The sequence below is a fragment of the Exiguobacterium sp. s40 genome, from assembly GCF_018617905.1.
Taxonomy (GTDB): domain Bacteria; phylum Bacillota; class Bacilli; order Exiguobacteriales; family Exiguobacteriaceae; genus Exiguobacterium; species Exiguobacterium mexicanum_A.
In genome coordinates this window covers 63962-80198 of sequence record NZ_JACSLC010000001.1, presented here as the reverse complement: position 1 = coordinate 80198, position 16237 = coordinate 63962, and the positions used below count along the sequence as shown (strand labels likewise).

General features: G+C 51.9%; 16 protein-coding genes. All 16 read left to right on the top strand.

Annotation, left to right across the window (positions count from 1 at the left end):
* The first annotated feature begins 100 nt into the window (after positions 1 to 100).
* Complete coding sequence (locus KNP02_RS00445) at positions 101 to 2158, top strand: peptidoglycan D,D-transpeptidase FtsI family protein (RefSeq protein WP_214706184.1); 2058 nt, start codon at positions 101 to 103, stop codon at positions 2156 to 2158.
* A gap of 152 nt (positions 2159 to 2310) precedes the next feature.
* Positions 2311 to 3249, top strand: a complete 939-nt coding sequence (locus KNP02_RS00440; protein WP_214706183.1) for a PstS family phosphate ABC transporter substrate-binding protein — start codon at positions 2311 to 2313, stop codon at positions 3247 to 3249.
* Between the two features lie 83 nt (positions 3250 to 3332).
* Positions 3333 to 4277 (top strand): phosphate ABC transporter permease subunit PstC, encoded by a 945-nt coding sequence (gene pstC, locus KNP02_RS00435; protein WP_138859246.1) that lies wholly within the window; start codon positions 3333 to 3335, stop codon positions 4275 to 4277.
* 1 nt (position 4278) lies between these two features.
* Positions 4279 to 5190 carry a phosphate ABC transporter permease PstA gene (gene pstA, locus KNP02_RS00430; RefSeq protein ID WP_214706180.1) on the top strand — a complete coding sequence of 304 codons (912 nt, stop codon included), beginning with the start codon at positions 4279 to 4281 and terminating at the stop codon, positions 5188 to 5190.
* A gap of 103 nt (positions 5191 to 5293) precedes the next feature.
* Positions 5294 to 6055, top strand: coding sequence for a phosphate ABC transporter ATP-binding protein PstB (pstB, locus tag KNP02_RS00425; RefSeq protein WP_052090224.1), 762 nt, complete (start codon positions 5294 to 5296; stop codon positions 6053 to 6055).
* A 15-nt stretch (positions 6056 to 6070) separates the two neighbouring features.
* Positions 6071 to 6733, top strand: a complete 663-nt coding sequence (phoU, locus tag KNP02_RS00420; RefSeq protein WP_034778050.1) for a phosphate signaling complex protein PhoU — start codon at positions 6071 to 6073, stop codon at positions 6731 to 6733.
* A gap of 117 nt (positions 6734 to 6850) precedes the next feature.
* Positions 6851 to 7618, top strand: a complete 768-nt coding sequence (locus tag KNP02_RS00415) for a DUF4912 domain-containing protein (RefSeq protein WP_214706178.1) — start codon at positions 6851 to 6853, stop codon at positions 7616 to 7618.
* 14 nt (positions 7619 to 7632) lie between these two features.
* Entirely contained in the window at positions 7633 to 9834 is a 2202-nt protein-coding gene (locus KNP02_RS00410) for a 1,4-alpha-glucan branching protein domain-containing protein (RefSeq protein WP_214706176.1), read from the top strand.
* Positions 9835 to 9918: 84 nt separating this feature from the next.
* Positions 9919 to 10083, top strand: coding sequence for a 50S ribosomal protein L33 (rpmG, locus tag KNP02_RS00405; RefSeq protein ID WP_255313299.1), 165 nt, complete (start codon positions 9919 to 9921; stop codon positions 10081 to 10083).
* 54 nt (positions 10084 to 10137) lie between these two features.
* Positions 10138 to 10692 carry a 5-formyltetrahydrofolate cyclo-ligase gene (locus tag KNP02_RS00400; RefSeq protein WP_214706174.1) on the top strand — a complete coding sequence of 185 codons (555 nt, stop codon included), beginning with the start codon at positions 10138 to 10140 and terminating at the stop codon, positions 10690 to 10692.
* Positions 10671 to 11441 carry a DUF92 domain-containing protein gene (locus tag KNP02_RS00395; protein ID WP_214706172.1) on the top strand — a complete coding sequence of 257 codons (771 nt, stop codon included), beginning with the start codon at positions 10671 to 10673 and terminating at the stop codon, positions 11439 to 11441. Before KNP02_RS00400 ends, KNP02_RS00395 begins: the two co-directional genes overlap by 22 nt.
* A 169-nt stretch (positions 11442 to 11610) precedes the next feature.
* A complete protein-coding gene (locus KNP02_RS00390; protein WP_034778040.1) occupies positions 11611 to 12567 on the top strand; it encodes an L-lactate dehydrogenase in 957 nt (318 codons plus the stop codon).
* Positions 12568 to 12718: 151 nt separating this feature from the next.
* Complete coding sequence (locus tag KNP02_RS00385) at positions 12719 to 13771, top strand: rhomboid family intramembrane serine protease (RefSeq protein WP_214706171.1); 1053 nt, start codon at positions 12719 to 12721, stop codon at positions 13769 to 13771.
* 15 nt (positions 13772 to 13786) lie between these two features.
* The gene (locus KNP02_RS00380) at positions 13787 to 14809 is read left to right on the top strand and encodes a M42 family metallopeptidase (protein ID WP_214706170.1); all 1023 of its coding nucleotides are present in this window, start codon (positions 13787 to 13789) and stop codon (positions 14807 to 14809) included.
* On the top strand, positions 14806 to 15000 hold the full coding sequence (locus KNP02_RS00375; RefSeq protein WP_034778034.1) for a YqgQ family protein: 195 nt from the start codon (positions 14806 to 14808) through the stop codon (positions 14998 to 15000). Before KNP02_RS00380 ends, KNP02_RS00375 begins: the two co-directional genes overlap by 4 nt.
* A 93-nt stretch (positions 15001 to 15093) precedes the next feature.
* Positions 15094 to 16056, top strand: coding sequence for an ROK family glucokinase (locus KNP02_RS00370; protein WP_214706168.1), 963 nt, complete (start codon positions 15094 to 15096; stop codon positions 16054 to 16056).
* Positions 16057 to 16237 lie beyond the last annotated feature (181 nt).

Below are 16237 nucleotides of genomic sequence, written 5' to 3'. Positions count from 1 at the left end.
ATTATGATATAGTGAAAATCGAGTCTAAAAATAGAAATATCATCGACATATATGTCACCTATACTTATAGAAAGAACGAGTCAGGAAGGAGACAACTGAATTGGCCAGACACCGTGTGAAAGTGCCGAAGAAACGGCGCAACCACCTGCCCTTGCGATTGAACTTATTGTTTTTCATCGTGTTCATCTTGTTCGCGACGCTCATTTTTCGTTTAGGCGTCGTTCAAATCGTCAACGGCGAGTTGATCGCCCGTGAAGTGCAAAAGACGGAATCGAGCAAAATCAAATACGAGGTGCCGCGTGGCAAGATTTACGACCGGAACGGGCAAGTGCTCGCCGATACTATCTCAAACTATTCGGTCATGTACCGTCGTTCGCAAGTGACAAAGACGGAAGAACGGCTCGATGTCGCCATCAAGCTCGCTGAGATCGTCGACGTCCCAGAGAAAGACCGCAAAGTGACGGAGCGGGACCGCAAGGATTATTGGATCGCCATCGATCCTGAGCGCTCGCAAGAACGCGTCCAAAAGCTATTGGCCGATCTCCCGGAAGAAGAGCGGGCCGCCTTGTCGAACCAAGACGTCGACCAACTGCTGCTCGATTCGATCACAGATGCGGAAATCACGTTCGATGATGCGACCGAGGAAATCATCGCCATCAAACATAACATGGAGTCGGGTTACGCCCTCGACCCGCAAGTCATCAAAATCGGGGCATCTCCGAAAGAGATGGCACTGATTGAAGAAAACTTGGAACTGCTCCCTGGCGTCAGCGTCGAACCGTATTATCAGCGGGATTATCCGTTCGGTGAGACGTTCCAAAGTTTCCTCGGAAGTTATCGTCAAATCCCGGCCGAGCAACGCGCCTCATATCAAGCGAAAGGCTATGGCTTGAACGACCGCGTCGGCACATCTTATCTCGAACAACAGTATGAGGACGTGCTACGCGGAACCCCGGCCTATGACGTCTTTACAACGTATAAAGGGGAACCGGTCGGAGAACCGACTCGTGTCAGCGGGAACCCAGGGAAAGATATCATCTTGTCGACCGACATCGAGTTCCAAAAAGAAATCGATGAGATTTTGAAGAAAGCGATTCGAGCCGGCCGTTCGGGAAGCCCACACTTTGACCGTGCTTTCGTCGTCGTCATGAACCCGCGGACGGGTGAACTGCTCGCCCTATCGGGACAAGAGCTCGACTATGAAACGAACGAATTCAAAGATGTCTCGACCGGGACGGTCCTGCGAGCGAGTCAAATCGGCTCGACGATCAAGGGAGCGACGGTCGCTTTCGGCCTTGAAGAAGAAGTCATCCAACCGGGTGAATACATTTATGACACGCCGATTCGCATCGGCTCGTCACTCAAGTCGTCGTACCGAAACATGGGGAACATCAACGACCTTGATGCCCTCGCTTTGTCATCGAACATTTATATGTTCCAAATTGCCCTGCGGCTCGCCGATTATTACTCGACCGGCCAAATCGTCGGCGACAACGTGACCGAGGCGTTCAATACGATGGAACATTACTACAAACAGTTTGGGCTCGGAATCGAGACAGGGATCGACCTCCCGTACGAATCAATCGGATTCCGTAGTGTACCGGACCGTGTCACGCTCCTCATGGACATGTCGATCGGTCAGTTCATCTCGTACACGCCGATTCAATTGGCGCAGTATACGTCGACGCTCGCGAACGGCGGCTACCGGATTCAACCGCACCTATTGAAAGAAATCATCGAACCGGGTTCGCTCGACGAGTCGAACAAGCAAGTCGTCAGCACGTTCCAACCGAATGCGCTCAATAAAGTCGACATCCGTGATGAATTCATTCAACGGGCGCGCCAAGGCTTCCGACAAGGGGTCGAGAGCGGAACGTCTCGTATCCTGCAACAGACAGGAATCACGGCGGCCGGTAAGACCGGTACCGCTCAAGCGATCGCAGAAGGGCCGGATGGTCAAGCGAAGCGCAACGCGAACGGGGAACCGATCAAGACGCTCAACTCGAACCACGTCGGCTGGGCGCCGTATGATGACCCGGAAATCGCCTGGGCCATCATCATGCCAGGGCTCGAGGCGGAAGGGATCAACACCCGTGTCGCGCACGACATCATGAAGGCGTACTTTGATTTAGAAGACGTCCAAGCACAGCTCCAGTAAAGAAGTCACTTCGGTGGCTTCTTTTTTTGTCTTTACAATTCTTTTACGTTCCGTTTATTTCTCGTTAATAGTAGTTTATTAGGATGTTAATTGTAGGACAGAGCAAGGAAGCTACAACACAAATCAAAGCAAACTCAAGGAGGACGTCAGAAATGTCTTGGATGAAAAAATCAGCTTTAGTCGCTTCACTCACTTCGGTGGCCATCATCGGTGCCGCGTGTGGAAACAATGAAGAAGGAAACGGCGCAGCCGAAGGTGAAGGACTTTCAGGTAAAGTCGTCATGGATGGTTCGTCTACCGTATTCCCAATCATGGAAGCTGTAGCGGAAGAATACTCAGCTGAACAGCCAGACGTTGAAGTGACGGTCGGGGTTTCAGGAACAGGTGGCGGATTCAAACGTTTCGTCACTGGTGAGACAGACTTCTCGAACGCATCACGTGAAATCAAAGAAGAAGAAGCGGCTGAAGCCGAGAAGAATGGCGTTGAGTACACACAACTCGCTGTAGCGCTTGACGGTCTCTCGCTCGTCGTCAACCCAGAGAATGATTGGGCCCAAGATATCACGATTGATGAATTGAACAAAATGTGGACTGATCCGAACGTAAAGACATGGAAGGACGTCCGTTCAGATTGGCCGGATGAAGAAATCTCATTCTTCTCACCTGGTAAAGATTCAGGAACGTATGACTTCTTCAACGAAGCAGTCCTTGAAGATACAGACATCCGCGAAGACGCACAATTGTCAGAAGACGATAACGTTCTCGTAACAGGTGTTGCCGGTACGAAAGGTGCGATCGGATTCTTCGGATATGCGTATTACATTGAAAACAAAGATACGCTTCGCGCATTGAACGTCGAAGGCATTGAACCGACGACTGACACAATCAATGATCTTTCATACCCGCTCTCACGTGAAATCTACACATACGTGAACAACGCGTCGTTGAAAGATAAGCCGCAAGTCGCTGACTACACGCGCTTCTTGAATGAAAATGCAGCAGCCCTTTCAGAAGAAGTCGGATATGTCGGTATGGAACAAGCACGATACGATGAGAACGCTGAAGTGATCGACGAAATCGCTGGCGAGTAATAGCGCAGAAGGCAGAAGGTGAGAGTCGCTCTCGCCTTCTCGCCGTGCTTTCTAGTATGAAGAGGTAGGGAGCGATACACGAGATGAATCAACCAAACAAAGGGCTGTCAATTCGAGAGATGATTGAAGCCAATAAGAAAAAGAAATATAGTACGACGAACGTGTTTGATAAAGTCATGCCGTTCTTATTATTCTTGAGCGCATTCGTTTCGGTCGTCACGACGGTCGGCATCGCGTTCACACTCGGTTTTGAACTGTTCAAGTTTTTCGAGCGCGTACCGGTCGCCGAGTTTTTAGGCTCGACCGAATGGTACCCGCTTAGTGCCGATCAACGGTTCGGCGTCTGGGCCCTCGTCATGGGAACACTCCAGATCACCGTCATTGCCATGATTGTCGCTGTCCCGCTCGGTTTGGCATCGGCGATTTATTTGAGCGAGTACGCATCTGAGCGTGCCCGCACCATTTTGAAGCCGATTCTTGAAGTGCTCGCTGGCGTTCCAACGATTGTCTTCGGATTCTTCGCTTTGTCGTTCGTTACACCGATTTTGCAAGCGTTGATTCCGGGGCTTCAAATCTATAACGCACTCAGCCCGGGGATCGTTGTCGGAATCATGATTATTCCGATGATCGCTTCTATTTCGGAAGACTCGATGAGCGCCGTACCGAAAAAGATTCGGGATGGAGCCCTCGGTCTTGGCGCGACACGTCTCGAAGTCGCCATCAAAGTCGTCATGCCAGCCGCGCTCTCAGGGATTATCGCCTCGATCGTCCTCGGGATGAGCCGTGCCATCGGTGAGACGATGATCGTAACGATCGCTGGTGGGTCGCAGCCGAACTTCGAGTTCAACCCGCTCAACGCGATTCAAACGATGACGGCGTATATTGTCCAAATCGCCAAAGGTGATGCAGGATACGGGACAATCGAATACTACAGTATCTATGCGGTTGGTGCGCTATTGTTCGTCTTCACCCTTGTGATGAACCTATTCGCGAACTGGGTGACGCGCCGCTTCAGAGAGGAGTACTAATATGGCATTGCCGAACAGTGAGTTCAAGAATACGAAGAACTTGATGGATCGTGATTCGGTTTCACAACGAATCAAACGCCGTCTTCAATTGAATGAGATTTTTAAATATCTCTTCTTAGCGGGGCTCGTTTTCGCCCTGCTCGTCTTGTCGACGTTGATTTATGACGTCGTTTCTAAAGGTGGCGGCTGGGTGAATTTGGATTTTCTCCGCAACTTCCCATCCCGTCGTCCTGAACAGGCCGGGCTGTACCCTGCCTTGATTGGGACGTTTTGGTTGATGCTTCTCATCGTCCCGATGGTGTTTGTCATCGGTGTCGGTGCCGCGATTTATCTTGAAGAGTACGCACCGAAGAACCGCATCACGTCGTTTATCGAAGTGAACATTTCGAACTTGGCCGGCGTGCCGTCAATCGTGTTCGGTTTGCTCGGATTGACCATTTTTGTACGTGTCATGGAACTCGGGAATTCGATTATGGCCGGAGCCTTGACGCTCGGACTGATGAGTCTACCGATTGTCATCGTCGCGTCGCAAGAAGCGCTCCGCTCGGTCAAAATGGAGTTGCGTCACGCATCGCTCGCGCTCGGAGCCTCGAAATGGCAGACGACGTTCAACGTCGTCTTGCCGTCGGCGATTCCAGGGATTATCACAGGGATCATCTTGGCCGTATCACGTGCGATTGGCGAGACGGCTCCATTGATCATGGTCGGAGCGGCGACGTTTATTTCGACGACGCCGAGCAGCGTGTTCTCGGACTTCACAGCGCTCCCGATTCAAATCTATAACTGGACGAGCCGTCCGCAAGCGGAATTCCAAAACTTGGCCGCTGCCGGTATCATCGTTTTGATGACGATGTTGATCATCATGAACTCGGCCGCCATCTATATCCGTAACAAATATACGAACCGACATTAAGTCGTAGCAGTAAACGAGGAGGACTTTCGAGATGATGAAACAAAAAGAACTCAAAGGAGATCATGAAGTGAATACAACGACGACCCAACCGAACGAAACGGTGATGCAGAAAGACAGTGCCTATGTCGTGAACAACTTGAACTTATGGTATGGTGACGATCAGGCGTTGATTGACGTCAATCTCGACATCAAGCAAAACGAAGTGACGGCCATCATCGGTCCGTCGGGTTGCGGGAAGTCGACGTTCATCAAGACGTTGAACCGGATGGTCGAGCTCGTGCCTTCGGTGCGTACGAACGGTGAGATTCTTTATCACGGCCGCAACATCTTTGACCGCGACTATCGGGTCGAAGATCTTCGGACGTCGGTCGGTATGGTATTCCAACAGCCGAACCCGTTCCCGAAATCAGTGTATGACAACGTGGCATACGGGCCGCGCACACACGGAATCAAAAACAAGAAAGTGCTCGATGAAATTGTCGAACGTTCGCTTCGCGGCGCGGCGATCTGGGATGAAGTGAAAGATCGTTTGAACGAGAACGCCTATGGCCTCTCGGGTGGTCAACAACAACGTCTCTGTATCGCGCGTACGCTCGCCATCGAACCGGACGTCATCCTCATGGATGAACCGACGTCAGCGCTTGACCCGATTTCGACGCTTAAAGTCGAAGAGCTCGTCCAAGAGTTGAAAGAGCAGTACTCGATCATCATCGTCACACACAACATGCAACAAGCGGCTCGTGTATCGGATAAGACGGCGTTCTTCTTGAACGGAGAAGTTGTCGAGTTCGATGCGACCGACAAAATCTTCTCGAATCCAACTGATAAACGGACTGAAGATTATATTTCTGGCCGGTTTGGTTAAGAAGGGGAGACAATCATGGCACAAAATCGCACATTCTTTGATATGAAGTTAAACGAATTAGAAGATAAAGTCGTTCGCTTGGCAAACTTGACGATGCGCCAAACGGCGACCGCCATCGAGGTGCTCGAGAAACGTGACCTCGAGCTCGCCCAGACGGTCATCGACAACGATAATGAGCTTGACGACCTCGAGCTCGAAATCAACGACGAGGCCATTCTATTGATCGCGAAACAGCAACCGGTCGCAACCGACCTCCGCCGCTTGATCGTGACGATGAAATCGGCGACGGACCTTGAGCGGATTGCGGACTATGCGACGAACATCGCCAAAGCCGTCGGCCGTATCGAGCACGTCCCGTACGTCCTCGACATCAAACCGCTCAAACAGATGGCCGAGCAGTTGATCGACATGCTCGAGCTCGCGACGCGCGCTTACCGGAAGGGTGAGGTCAGCCGGGTGCGTGAATTGAATGAGATGGATAAAGTCATCGATGATTTGAACTTACAGACAATCAAACAATACATGGGATTCGTTCCGAACATGACGGTTGGGACGAACGACGTGTATGAGTTTTCGAACATCGCCCGTTATTTAGAACGGATGGGTGATCACGTGACCAATTTCGGAGAACATCTCATTTTCCTTGAAAAAGGGAAACATTATGATTTAAATCAGTGACAAGAGTGGTAAAGAACAACAGACCAGTTGTTCTTTACTTTTTTTGTGCAGGAATTCACGGATAAGGAGCGAATAGTAGAACACATGGATTTTTTTTAGGAAGGGAGCCACACATATATGGAAGAGAAAATCGTTTCCTTGAAACAACAAGGACTGACGTTAAAACAGATTGCAGAACAATTAGATATGCCAATCGGGAAAGTTCAATACGCTTGGCGTAAATGGCGTTCCCAACACGGGGAGCCGGCGAAGCCGGTAGCCGCACCAAAACGAAAGACTGAAGGGAAGAAAGCAATGACATCTAAATCGAAGCAAGTACCCGCCTCGTCTGTGAAGCAGGTCGCTTCGACGCTGCAACACGAGGAGCCTGCCCAATCACCGCTTCTTGACAAAGGTCCAGAAGGGTTCTGGAAGCTCCCGGACCGCTACGATCAAGATTTGATGCATGCGGTCGTCCAATCACCGAACGCCGTCTACGTCTTCTGGGAAGTGTCGGACAGCGTCAAAGAGACGCTCTCGATGCAATTTATGCGTCCGTGGGAAGACTTGCCGAAAGCGTTCCGCATCCTTGACATCACATTGCTTGATTACGCGAGCGGGCATGCGAACCGGGCGTATACGTTCGAATTGCCGGAGATGACGAACAGTTGGTTCGTCCGTCCGCTCGACCCGAATACGACATACGTCTTTGAGTTTGGGATTCGGACGATGGAAGGGGAATTCCTGCCGTTGCTCGCATCGTCACCGATTGATACGCCACGGGCAGAGCCGGCCGGGCACGGTCGTTTCGCCGAACCGGTGCGACGCTGGCAATACGGGGAAGTCGAGGCTCCTGAACTACTCGACACGTTACCAAAATATTCCGCATATCGATTCGTGCGCTGAGGAGGATTTTTTAGATGAAACCAGGTTATTTTTCACTCGTCCTTCATGCCCACCTTCCGTACGTAAGACATGAAGAGAAACACCGCCTAGAAGAGAGATGGGTGTATGAAGCCATCTCCGAGACATATATCCCGATTCTTTGGCAAGTCGACCGTCTACAAAAACCGCTCCATTGGACGGTCAGCATCTCACCGCCCGTCGTCGAGATGCTCGCCGACCCGCTCGTCCAGGACCGTTACGTGGAACATTTAGATGAGATGCTCGAATTGATTGAGATCGAGCTCGCCGAAGGACGGAGCGAACAGGAAGTTGAGACGCTCCATTTTTATCGCGGGCGCTACAACGATTTGAAAACAACGTTCCTGCATTGGGAAAAGAACTTGAACCATGCGTTCCGTACATATCGTGAGCAAGGGTTCATCGATATGGTCACGTGTACGGCGACGCACGGCTTCAACCCACACTTGTTCACTGAGCAGGCGGCTCGCGCTGAAATCCGGACGGGACTGAACTGTTTCGAACGTCATTACGGGTTCCGTCCGACCGGCATTTGGTTACCGGAATGCGCCTACACACCAGGTGTCGACCGTATCCTTTATGAAGAAGGGATTCGCTATACGTTCGTCGATGAGCACGCCTTGCTCGAAGCTGATCCGACGCCGGAGAAAGGCATTGGCGCTCCGGTCTACTCGCCACATGGCGTCGCCTTGTTCCCGCGTGACCAAATCATCTCCGGAAAAATCTGGAGCTCGATGATCGGGTATCCGGGCCATCCGGACTATCGCGAGTTTTATCGTGACCTCGCCTACGATCGCGACTGGGAGTATATTGAAAAGTTCATGCATCCGGAAGGAATTCGCTTCGATACGGGCTTGAAGATGCACCGCATCACGGGCGACTCGGATGAGAAAGACTATTATGTCCGCGCCTGGGCCGAACATCAAATCGACAACCACGCCCTCGATTTCGCACAGACGCTCGAAGGGCATCTCGAGGCCCACGGTGGACAGATGTTCCCGCCGTTCCTCGTGACGGCACCGTTCGATGCTGAGCTGTTCGGACACTGGTGGTTTGAAGGACCCGAGTTCCTCGGGAAAGTCGCCGAACGGCTCGAAGAGTTTGGCATCGAGACAATCACGCCAGCCTTGTTCCTCGAGCGTCACTTCCAAGACCTCGAGACGGTCCACGTATCGATGAACACGTGGGGACGTAAAGGGTACGGCGACGTCTGGATCAACGAACGTAACGAATGGATGCTACGTCACTTACACATGATGGAGACGCAACTCGTCAAAGACGTGGCCGACTATCGCCACAAGTCGCCACTCGTCGACCGGACACTGATCCAACTCATTCGCCATTACGTACTCGCTGTGTCGAGTGACTGGGCGTTTATCCTCGACGGGCAGACTACGGCCCAATATGCGGCAGAACGGTTCCGCGAGCATACGCGATTGTTCGCCGAGCTCGAGACGGCACTTTATCAAGACAAGCTATCGGACGAGTTGCTCGCTGAACATTATCGCGCGTATCCGTTCCTTGACGATGTGGACATCGACATCGACACGTTCTTGTCGCCACACGACTATTATGTGACTACGGAGCGTGGCCAAGAGGACGAGGCAATCCTCGTCTTGACGCCTGAATATACAGGCAACGTCGTCGGGGACCTCGGTCGTCGCGTCATCGACGAGGTCGAGGCACGAGCAGCGGACGGGGAGACAGTGTACGTCTTGACACCGTTCAAAGAAGGGTTGCCGGAATATGAACGCCACAACCGTGTTCACGTGTACCGCGTTCGCCTGACGAGCCCGTTCTTGGAGCATGTGATGAACCAAGTTGCGGCTCAAAACGTGGCCTACGTCAAACTTGCACATGAGCTTGTCTCGAAAGTCACCTTCAAAGCGATCCATCAATTCGATTGGATGACGATTACAGCGGCACGTTCACTTGCGAAAGCACTACAAGTTCCGTTATACTCAACTATGTTGTCATTTGAAACGACTCGCAATCCGCATGGACACGGCGGACTGTTCGACGCAATCCATCGAATCGAGAGCAGCCTCCTCGCTGAAGCCGATACGGTCTTTATTTGCGAACAACTGTCGACCGAGGAAGTCGGAATGCGCTATCCGATTGGCGATAACGTAAAAACCTGCCTGCCGCTCGATGCTTCGCCATACGGGCAGAAACGTTTGAAAAAGAACACGAAATAACCTTGCTTTTTCAAATAAAACTTGGTAGGATAATTGAGTATGCTTAGACTGTAAAGCAAAAGCACTTGATACAACATCAGTAAGATGGGAGTGAAAGAAATGCGCGTTAAAATCACACTAGCTTGCACAGAAACAGGCGATCGCACGTACATCACGAAGAAAAACAAACGTAACAACCCAGAGCGCCTCGAATTGCGCAAATACAACCCACGTCTCCGTCGTCACACGCTTTACCGCGAAGTGAAATAATGAGACTGGCCGTCACTCATGTGGCGGCCTTTTTTTGAACAAGGGGGAATTGAAGTGATTGAAAAGAAACTACTCCGGCAAAATGTACATCGTCAAATCCGTGAACTCGACGACCGACCGGACCGGGACCGCGTCATCATACATACATTGACCGAACTGAAAGCGTGGCGAGAGGCAGACACGGTGGCCGTCACGCTCGCCCTCGATTTGGAGATTGATACGTTGCCACTCATTCGCTTAGCTTGGCAGGCAGGAAAATCGGTGTTCGTGCCGAAAGTTACAAAACAGGGACTTACGTTCCATGAAATTCATTCGTTCGAAGACCTTGAGCCGGGCGTCATGGGTATTTTAGAGCCGACGACGGCCGCGACGACGCGGACGATTGACGTCTGTATCGTCCCGGGACGTGTCTTTGACCGGTCCGGGTATCGGATTGGCTGGGGTGGGGGGTATTACGACCGTTTTTTAGCGACGTATGAAGGTGTCACCATCTCGTTAGCCTATGACGTCCAACTGCTCGATGACATCCCGGTCGAGCCACACGACATTCCTGTCGACTTTATCGTGACGGAAAGGGAAACGGTTCTATGCTCGCCATCTTTCTCGTAACTTGTCTGGTAGCCTTCGCCGGCTATCGTCTGCGCTCACTGACCCGTTCTGGGGCTGTCTTGACGGTCGTGACGGGTACGGTCATTGGGTACGGATTTGGTTGGTTCGGGCTCTATTTGCTCGGTGTCTTCTTTTCGACGTCATCGCTCGCCTCGAAATACCGTTCCCGCGACAAAGAGCCTGTCGATGAAATCGTTGAAAAATCGGGACCTCGTGACTTCGCTCAAGTGCTCGCCAACGGTGGTATCGGGATGGCGACGGCGCTCGGCATGTTGCTTACACCGAACGATGCCTGGTTATTCGCGTACATCGCTTCGATTGCGGCGGCGACGAGCGACACATGGGGCTCCGAGTTCGGGGTGCTCGCCAAACAAAAACCGCGCTCCATTTTGACGTTCCGCGAAGTGGAACCGGGAACGAGTGGCGGGGTGTCTCCGTTCGGGACGTTCATGTCGGTCGCGGGGGCAACGGTCATTATCGTCGCTTCGTTGCCATTTATCGATATCAGCTTACGGTTCGCCGGCTTGTTGATTGTTCTCGGGTTGACCGGAAGCGTTGTCGACACTCTCCTTGGGGCGACAGTTCAACGCAAGTTTCGTTGTCGTGTATGCGGTAAGCTGACCGAGAAGAAAGTCCATCATCACGAGCCGACGACTTACGTTTCAGGCTGGAGCTTTCTCGGCAATGACGCCATCAACTTTTTGGCGATCGCCTCGGCGGCGGCGATTAGTTTCCTCTTGCTGCGATGAGGGTAGTACAGTCAGTGAAGATGTTTCAAATGAATGTGAATATTGTCACAATATTGCCAAACTGAAAACGGTTTCCCTTGTAGTGAGTATTTGTGAATGATGTTACAATCTTTATGTAACAGACAAAACAAAAACATGAAACAGATTGTTCGAAGGGTGGAGAATCAATATGGAAACATTAAATCATGCTAAAGTAACACGCGTCGCGCTCGTCGGGGCCGGAGCGGTCGGTGCCAGCTTTGCTTACCAATTGACGACAGCTAGTCTCTGTGAGGAACTTGTGATCATCGATATCAACAAATCGAAGGCTGAAGGGGAAGCAATGGACTTGAATCACGGTGTCTCGTTCGCCTCTTCACCGATGCGCGTCTGGGCAGGAGACTACACAGACTGTGGTGCAGCAGATATCGTCGTCATCACTGCCGGCGCACCGCAAAAACCAGGTGAAACACGTCTCGACCTCGTCGAAAAGAACGCCAAAATCATGAAGTCGATGATTGGGGACATCATGGCATCTGGTTTTGATGGCATCATCATCATCGCCTCAAACCCGGTCGACATCATGACCCACTTGGCTTGGAAATATTCAGGATTACCGAAGCATCGGGTGTTCGGTTCAGGAACGGTACTCGATACGTCACGTCTTCGCTACATGCTCGGTGATTACTTCAACGTCGATCCACGTAACTGCCACGCTTACATTATGGGCGAGCATGGTGACACAGAGTTCGCGGCATGGAGCAACGCCCGTATTTACGGAAAATCGGTCGAACAGTTGCTTGAAGAGAATGACGAGTACACATGGGAAGACCTCGAAGATATCTACGTCAACGTTCGTGACGCAGCCTACCATATCATCGAACGTAAAGGGGCGACGTACTACGCCATCGGTCTTGGTCTCCTTCGTCTTGTCAAAGCCGTGCTTCGCAACGAGAACACGTTATTGACGGTCGGCGCGCACTTGGACGGTGAGTACGGTTTGAACGACATCCACATCGGTGTACCAGCGATCATCAACCGTCAAGGTGTCCGTCAAGTCGTGGAAATCGAGTTATCAGAAGAAGAAAAACAAAAGATGCATCATTCGGCAGAAGTACTCTTGAAAACGATGCAACCTGTCTTGTAAAACCGAGCAATCCTTCGCTCATCACCGTAGCCGGCTAACGCGGCTACGGTTTTTTTGTCATCCGCTCTTCTCGACACGTTGCATAGAGGCTCTCTTTTGTCGCCAACTATAATTTCCTTTAAAATAAAAGTATAGAAGGAGGTGACCATCGATGTCAGAGCCAGCTTGTTTTTGGGAAGACGTATATCGTGCCGTCGAAGCAGGAGGACGCATCGAGGGCGTCTTAGAGCCGTCGCGGGCACTTTTATTGTTCGACACGAAAGCGGGGGACGTCTATCACCTCTACATACGGACGGACAAAGCCTGGGCGAACCATGTCGGCATGGACGTCGAGGCGGTCATGAACTCGTTTCGATTGGCCCGCATCGGTCGTGAGAAGTTACACGTCCACATTTACGGCGATCCGCTTGTCGATGAGGAGCGCCTATCGTCCCTCACGTTCCCGATTGCGGCGAAAGTGAAGCTCGGCATGAGACCGTGTGGGCAAACAGAAGAGTCGTACCGACCACGGGCTGTCGCGCTCGATCAACAACGGAAGAACGAACTAAAGCAACGGTTCTCCTTCGGGAAACCACAATTCGTCTATGGACTCATGTTCGTGACGTTTCTTGTCATGTGGTTCGCCGAATCGATCGGGTCGACGCTCGACCCGAATACGCTCATCCGCTTCGGGGCGAAAGTGAATCCACTCATCGACGAAGGGGAATGGTGGCGCCTGGTCACACCGATGTTTCTCCATATCGGCTGGTTCCATTTCGCAATCAATATGTTCGCACTTTGGTCGCTCGGTCCGCTCGTTGAACGGATGTACGGTTCGTCACGCTTCGTCACCATTTATTTGTTAGCCGGCGTCATCGCCACAGTCGCCTCTTACGCGTTCAGTGAAGCCATATCGGCCGGGGCCTCGGGGGCGCTGTTCGGGCTCGTCGGGGCACTCCTCTATTTTGGCCTCCGAGACCGTTCCTTATTTATGAAGACGCTCGGTCCGCCGCTGTTTATTATGTTAGGATTAAACGTAGGACTCGCTTTCGTCCTTGGCGCTAGTTTGGACCATTCCGCACATGCGGGGGGGCTGGTCGGGGGCTTTCTGATGGCGGGAGTGGTCGGCTTGCCGGATGAGCATACGAAGAAGCGCCGCCTGTTGTTTGCGGTGATCGTACTCGTGGCATCTGGAGCGTTATTCTGGTTCGGCTATAATCGATGACAAAGGAGTAAGGATATGATTAATACGTTGAAGCAACTGGTTGAAATTCCGAGTCCGTCCGGCATGACGGATGAGGCGATCGGCTTCGTGGAGCAAGAACTCACGAATCTCGGCGTCGCCACGAAACGCTTGAATAAAGGAGCGCTCCTTGCGACGTTTGACGGGAAATCGAATCGGGCGCGCCTGTTGACGGCTCACGTCGACACGCTCGGGGCGATGGTGAAAGAGATTTTGCCGAGTGGCCGTCTACGGTTGACACAAGTCGGCGGCTACGCCTGGACCGCCATTGAAGGGGAGAACTGTTTGGTCCATGCGGAGGCGGGTGAACCTGTCGAAGGAACGATTCTTATCCATCAATCAAGCGTCCATGTGTATAAAGACACGAACAGTGCCGAACGGACGGCATCAAATATCGAGGTACGACTGGACGCTGACGTTCATTCGGCTGAAGACGTGCGTGCCCTAGGCATCGAGGTCGGGGACTTTGTCTCGTTCGATCCACGCTTTCGCCAGACGAACGCGGGTTATATCAAATCTCGACACCTCGACGACAAGGCGTCCGTCGCCATTTTGCTCGACTTGGCAAAAGACCTCGTCGGCGCCGACTTGCCACATCCGGTCCATTACTTGATCTCCAACTATGAAGAGGTCGGGTTCGGGGGCAACGCCGGGATCCCGGAAGCGGTGACCGAATATATCGCCGTCGATATGGGAGCGCTCGGGGACGGCCAGCACTCGGACGAATATACGGTTTCAATCTGCGCGAAAGATTCATCAGGTCCGTACGATCTTGGATTACGCCGTCAGTTCACCGCGTTGTGCCGGGAACACGGTATCGCCCATAAAGTCGATATTTATCCGTATTATGGATCCGATGCCTCGGCAGCAATCAGTGCCGGCTACGATGTACGCCATGCACTCCTCGGACCAGGCATTGAGTCGAGCCATAGCTATGAGCGGACGCATACAAAATCGCTCGAAGCGACACGGGAACTGCTCTATCGTTATGTGCTCACGACGATGGGAGACGGACGATGAGAAATTTTTATGATGTCCAACAATTCTTGAAATCATTCGGGACGATCATTTATATCGGCGAACGCGATGCCGAGATTGGCCTCATGATGATGGAACTCGACGAGTTGCATGCCGGCGGGATGATTGAACAACGAGAGTATGACACGGCCAAGATCATTTTAACGCATGAATTGAAAAATTCAATAGATTGACAGAAAAACCCCTAGTGCAAAGGTTTGCACTAGGGGTTTAATAGTGTAAACTATGGGATGAAAGCGATTTAATCGAGATGAGGAGTGGAACAGATGAAGTGGTTATTAGGAATCGACATTGGTGGGACGACGGTGAAAATGGCCGTCTTAGATATGAACGGGATCATTTCTGACAAATGGGAGATCACGACGGACATTCGAGAAAACGGGGTACATATTCCGACTGACATCGCTGCTTCATTCGAGGCTTATCTAGAAAAATCGGGCAAAGCGAAAGAGGAGTTCGCCGGTGCGGGAATCGGGGCACCTGGATTCATCAACTTCTCCGAGGGTGTCGTCGAATACTCGCCGAACATCGGTTGGAAAAACTTTGCGCTCGTCAGCGAGTTTGAGAAAGCCGTGGGATTGCCGGCCGTCCTAGAGAACGACGCGAACTCCGCCGCACTCGGTGAGATGTGGAAAGGTGCCGGTGAAGGCGCGTCAGAACTCCTTGCCATTACACTCGGCACGGGCGTCGGTGGCGGTGTCATCACGAATGGGAACATCGTCCACGGGGCAGCAGGGATGGCTGGGGAGATTGGTCACATCACTGTTGAACGTGACGAGTCGAAAGCCGTGATGTGCGGTTGCGGACGCAAAGGTTGCATCGAGACGATCGCTTCGGCGACAGGTGTCGCCCGCTTGGCACTCCAAAAACGAAAAAATCGGACGACGTCGTTGAACGAGTTGAAAGAAGTGACGGCACGTGACGTGTTTGAAGCGTTCAAGGCGAATGATCCCGTCGCCACAGAAGTCGTCGAAGAGATGACCGAATATCTCGGCCTAACGATTTCAAATATCGCCAACACGTTGAATCCAAAGATGATCGTCATCGGAGGAGGGGTCTCGAAAGCGCGTGAAGCGCTCCTTGAACCGCTCGATGAGCAGTTCAAACGGTTCGCCCTCGAACGCGTCTACGCCTCGACCACGTTCAAAATTGCGGAACTCGAGAACGACGCCGGTGTCATCGGGTGTGCTTGGCTCGCTCGCAAACATTTCTTGCCAACCCGTGTCTAATAATTGTCCATGCACGTCTGCGTCTTGACGCAGGCGTGTTTTTCATATGGAACGGGTATGGGATAATGTAAAATTTGTAATGACAGAGTTGATTTTTTGTTAAAAAAGGGGTAAGATTTGGACTTGATACCGGACTGTTATCGTACGTGAAATGGATAACAAGCCAATTGAACTTATAAAA

Bases quoted from the DNA above. Each gene is read 5' to 3' on its own strand.
- pstB (WP_052090224.1), top strand. From the start codon at position 5,294: ATGCAGAAAGACAGTGCCTATGTCGTGAACAACTTGAACTTATGGTAT.
- rpmG (WP_255313299.1), top strand. From the start codon at position 9,919: ATGGGAGTGAAAGAAATGCGCGTTAAAATCACACTAGCTTGCACAGAA.
- KNP02_RS00395 (WP_214706172.1), top strand. From the start codon at position 10,671: ATGCTCGCCATCTTTCTCGTAACTTGTCTGGTAGCCTTCGCCGGCTAT.
- KNP02_RS00415 (WP_214706178.1), top strand. From the start codon at position 6,851: ATGGAAGAGAAAATCGTTTCCTTGAAACAACAAGGACTGACGTTAAAA.
- phoU (WP_034778050.1), top strand. From the start codon at position 6,071: ATGGCACAAAATCGCACATTCTTTGATATGAAGTTAAACGAATTAGAA.
- KNP02_RS00410 (WP_214706176.1), top strand. From the start codon at position 7,633: ATGAAACCAGGTTATTTTTCACTCGTCCTTCATGCCCACCTTCCGTAC.
- KNP02_RS00370 (WP_214706168.1), top strand. From the start codon at position 15,094: ATGAAGTGGTTATTAGGAATCGACATTGGTGGGACGACGGTGAAAATG.
- KNP02_RS00385 (WP_214706171.1), top strand. From the start codon at position 12,719: ATGTCAGAGCCAGCTTGTTTTTGGGAAGACGTATATCGTGCCGTCGAA.
- pstC (WP_138859246.1), top strand. From the start codon at position 3,333: ATGAATCAACCAAACAAAGGGCTGTCAATTCGAGAGATGATTGAAGCC.
- KNP02_RS00440 (WP_214706183.1), top strand. From the start codon at position 2,311: ATGTCTTGGATGAAAAAATCAGCTTTAGTCGCTTCACTCACTTCGGTG.
- KNP02_RS00380 (WP_214706170.1), top strand. From the start codon at position 13,787: ATGATTAATACGTTGAAGCAACTGGTTGAAATTCCGAGTCCGTCCGGC.
- pstA (WP_214706180.1), top strand. From the start codon at position 4,279: ATGGCATTGCCGAACAGTGAGTTCAAGAATACGAAGAACTTGATGGAT.
- KNP02_RS00390 (WP_034778040.1), top strand. From the start codon at position 11,611: ATGGAAACATTAAATCATGCTAAAGTAACACGCGTCGCGCTCGTCGGG.
- KNP02_RS00375 (WP_034778034.1), top strand. From the start codon at position 14,806: ATGAGAAATTTTTATGATGTCCAACAATTCTTGAAATCATTCGGGACG.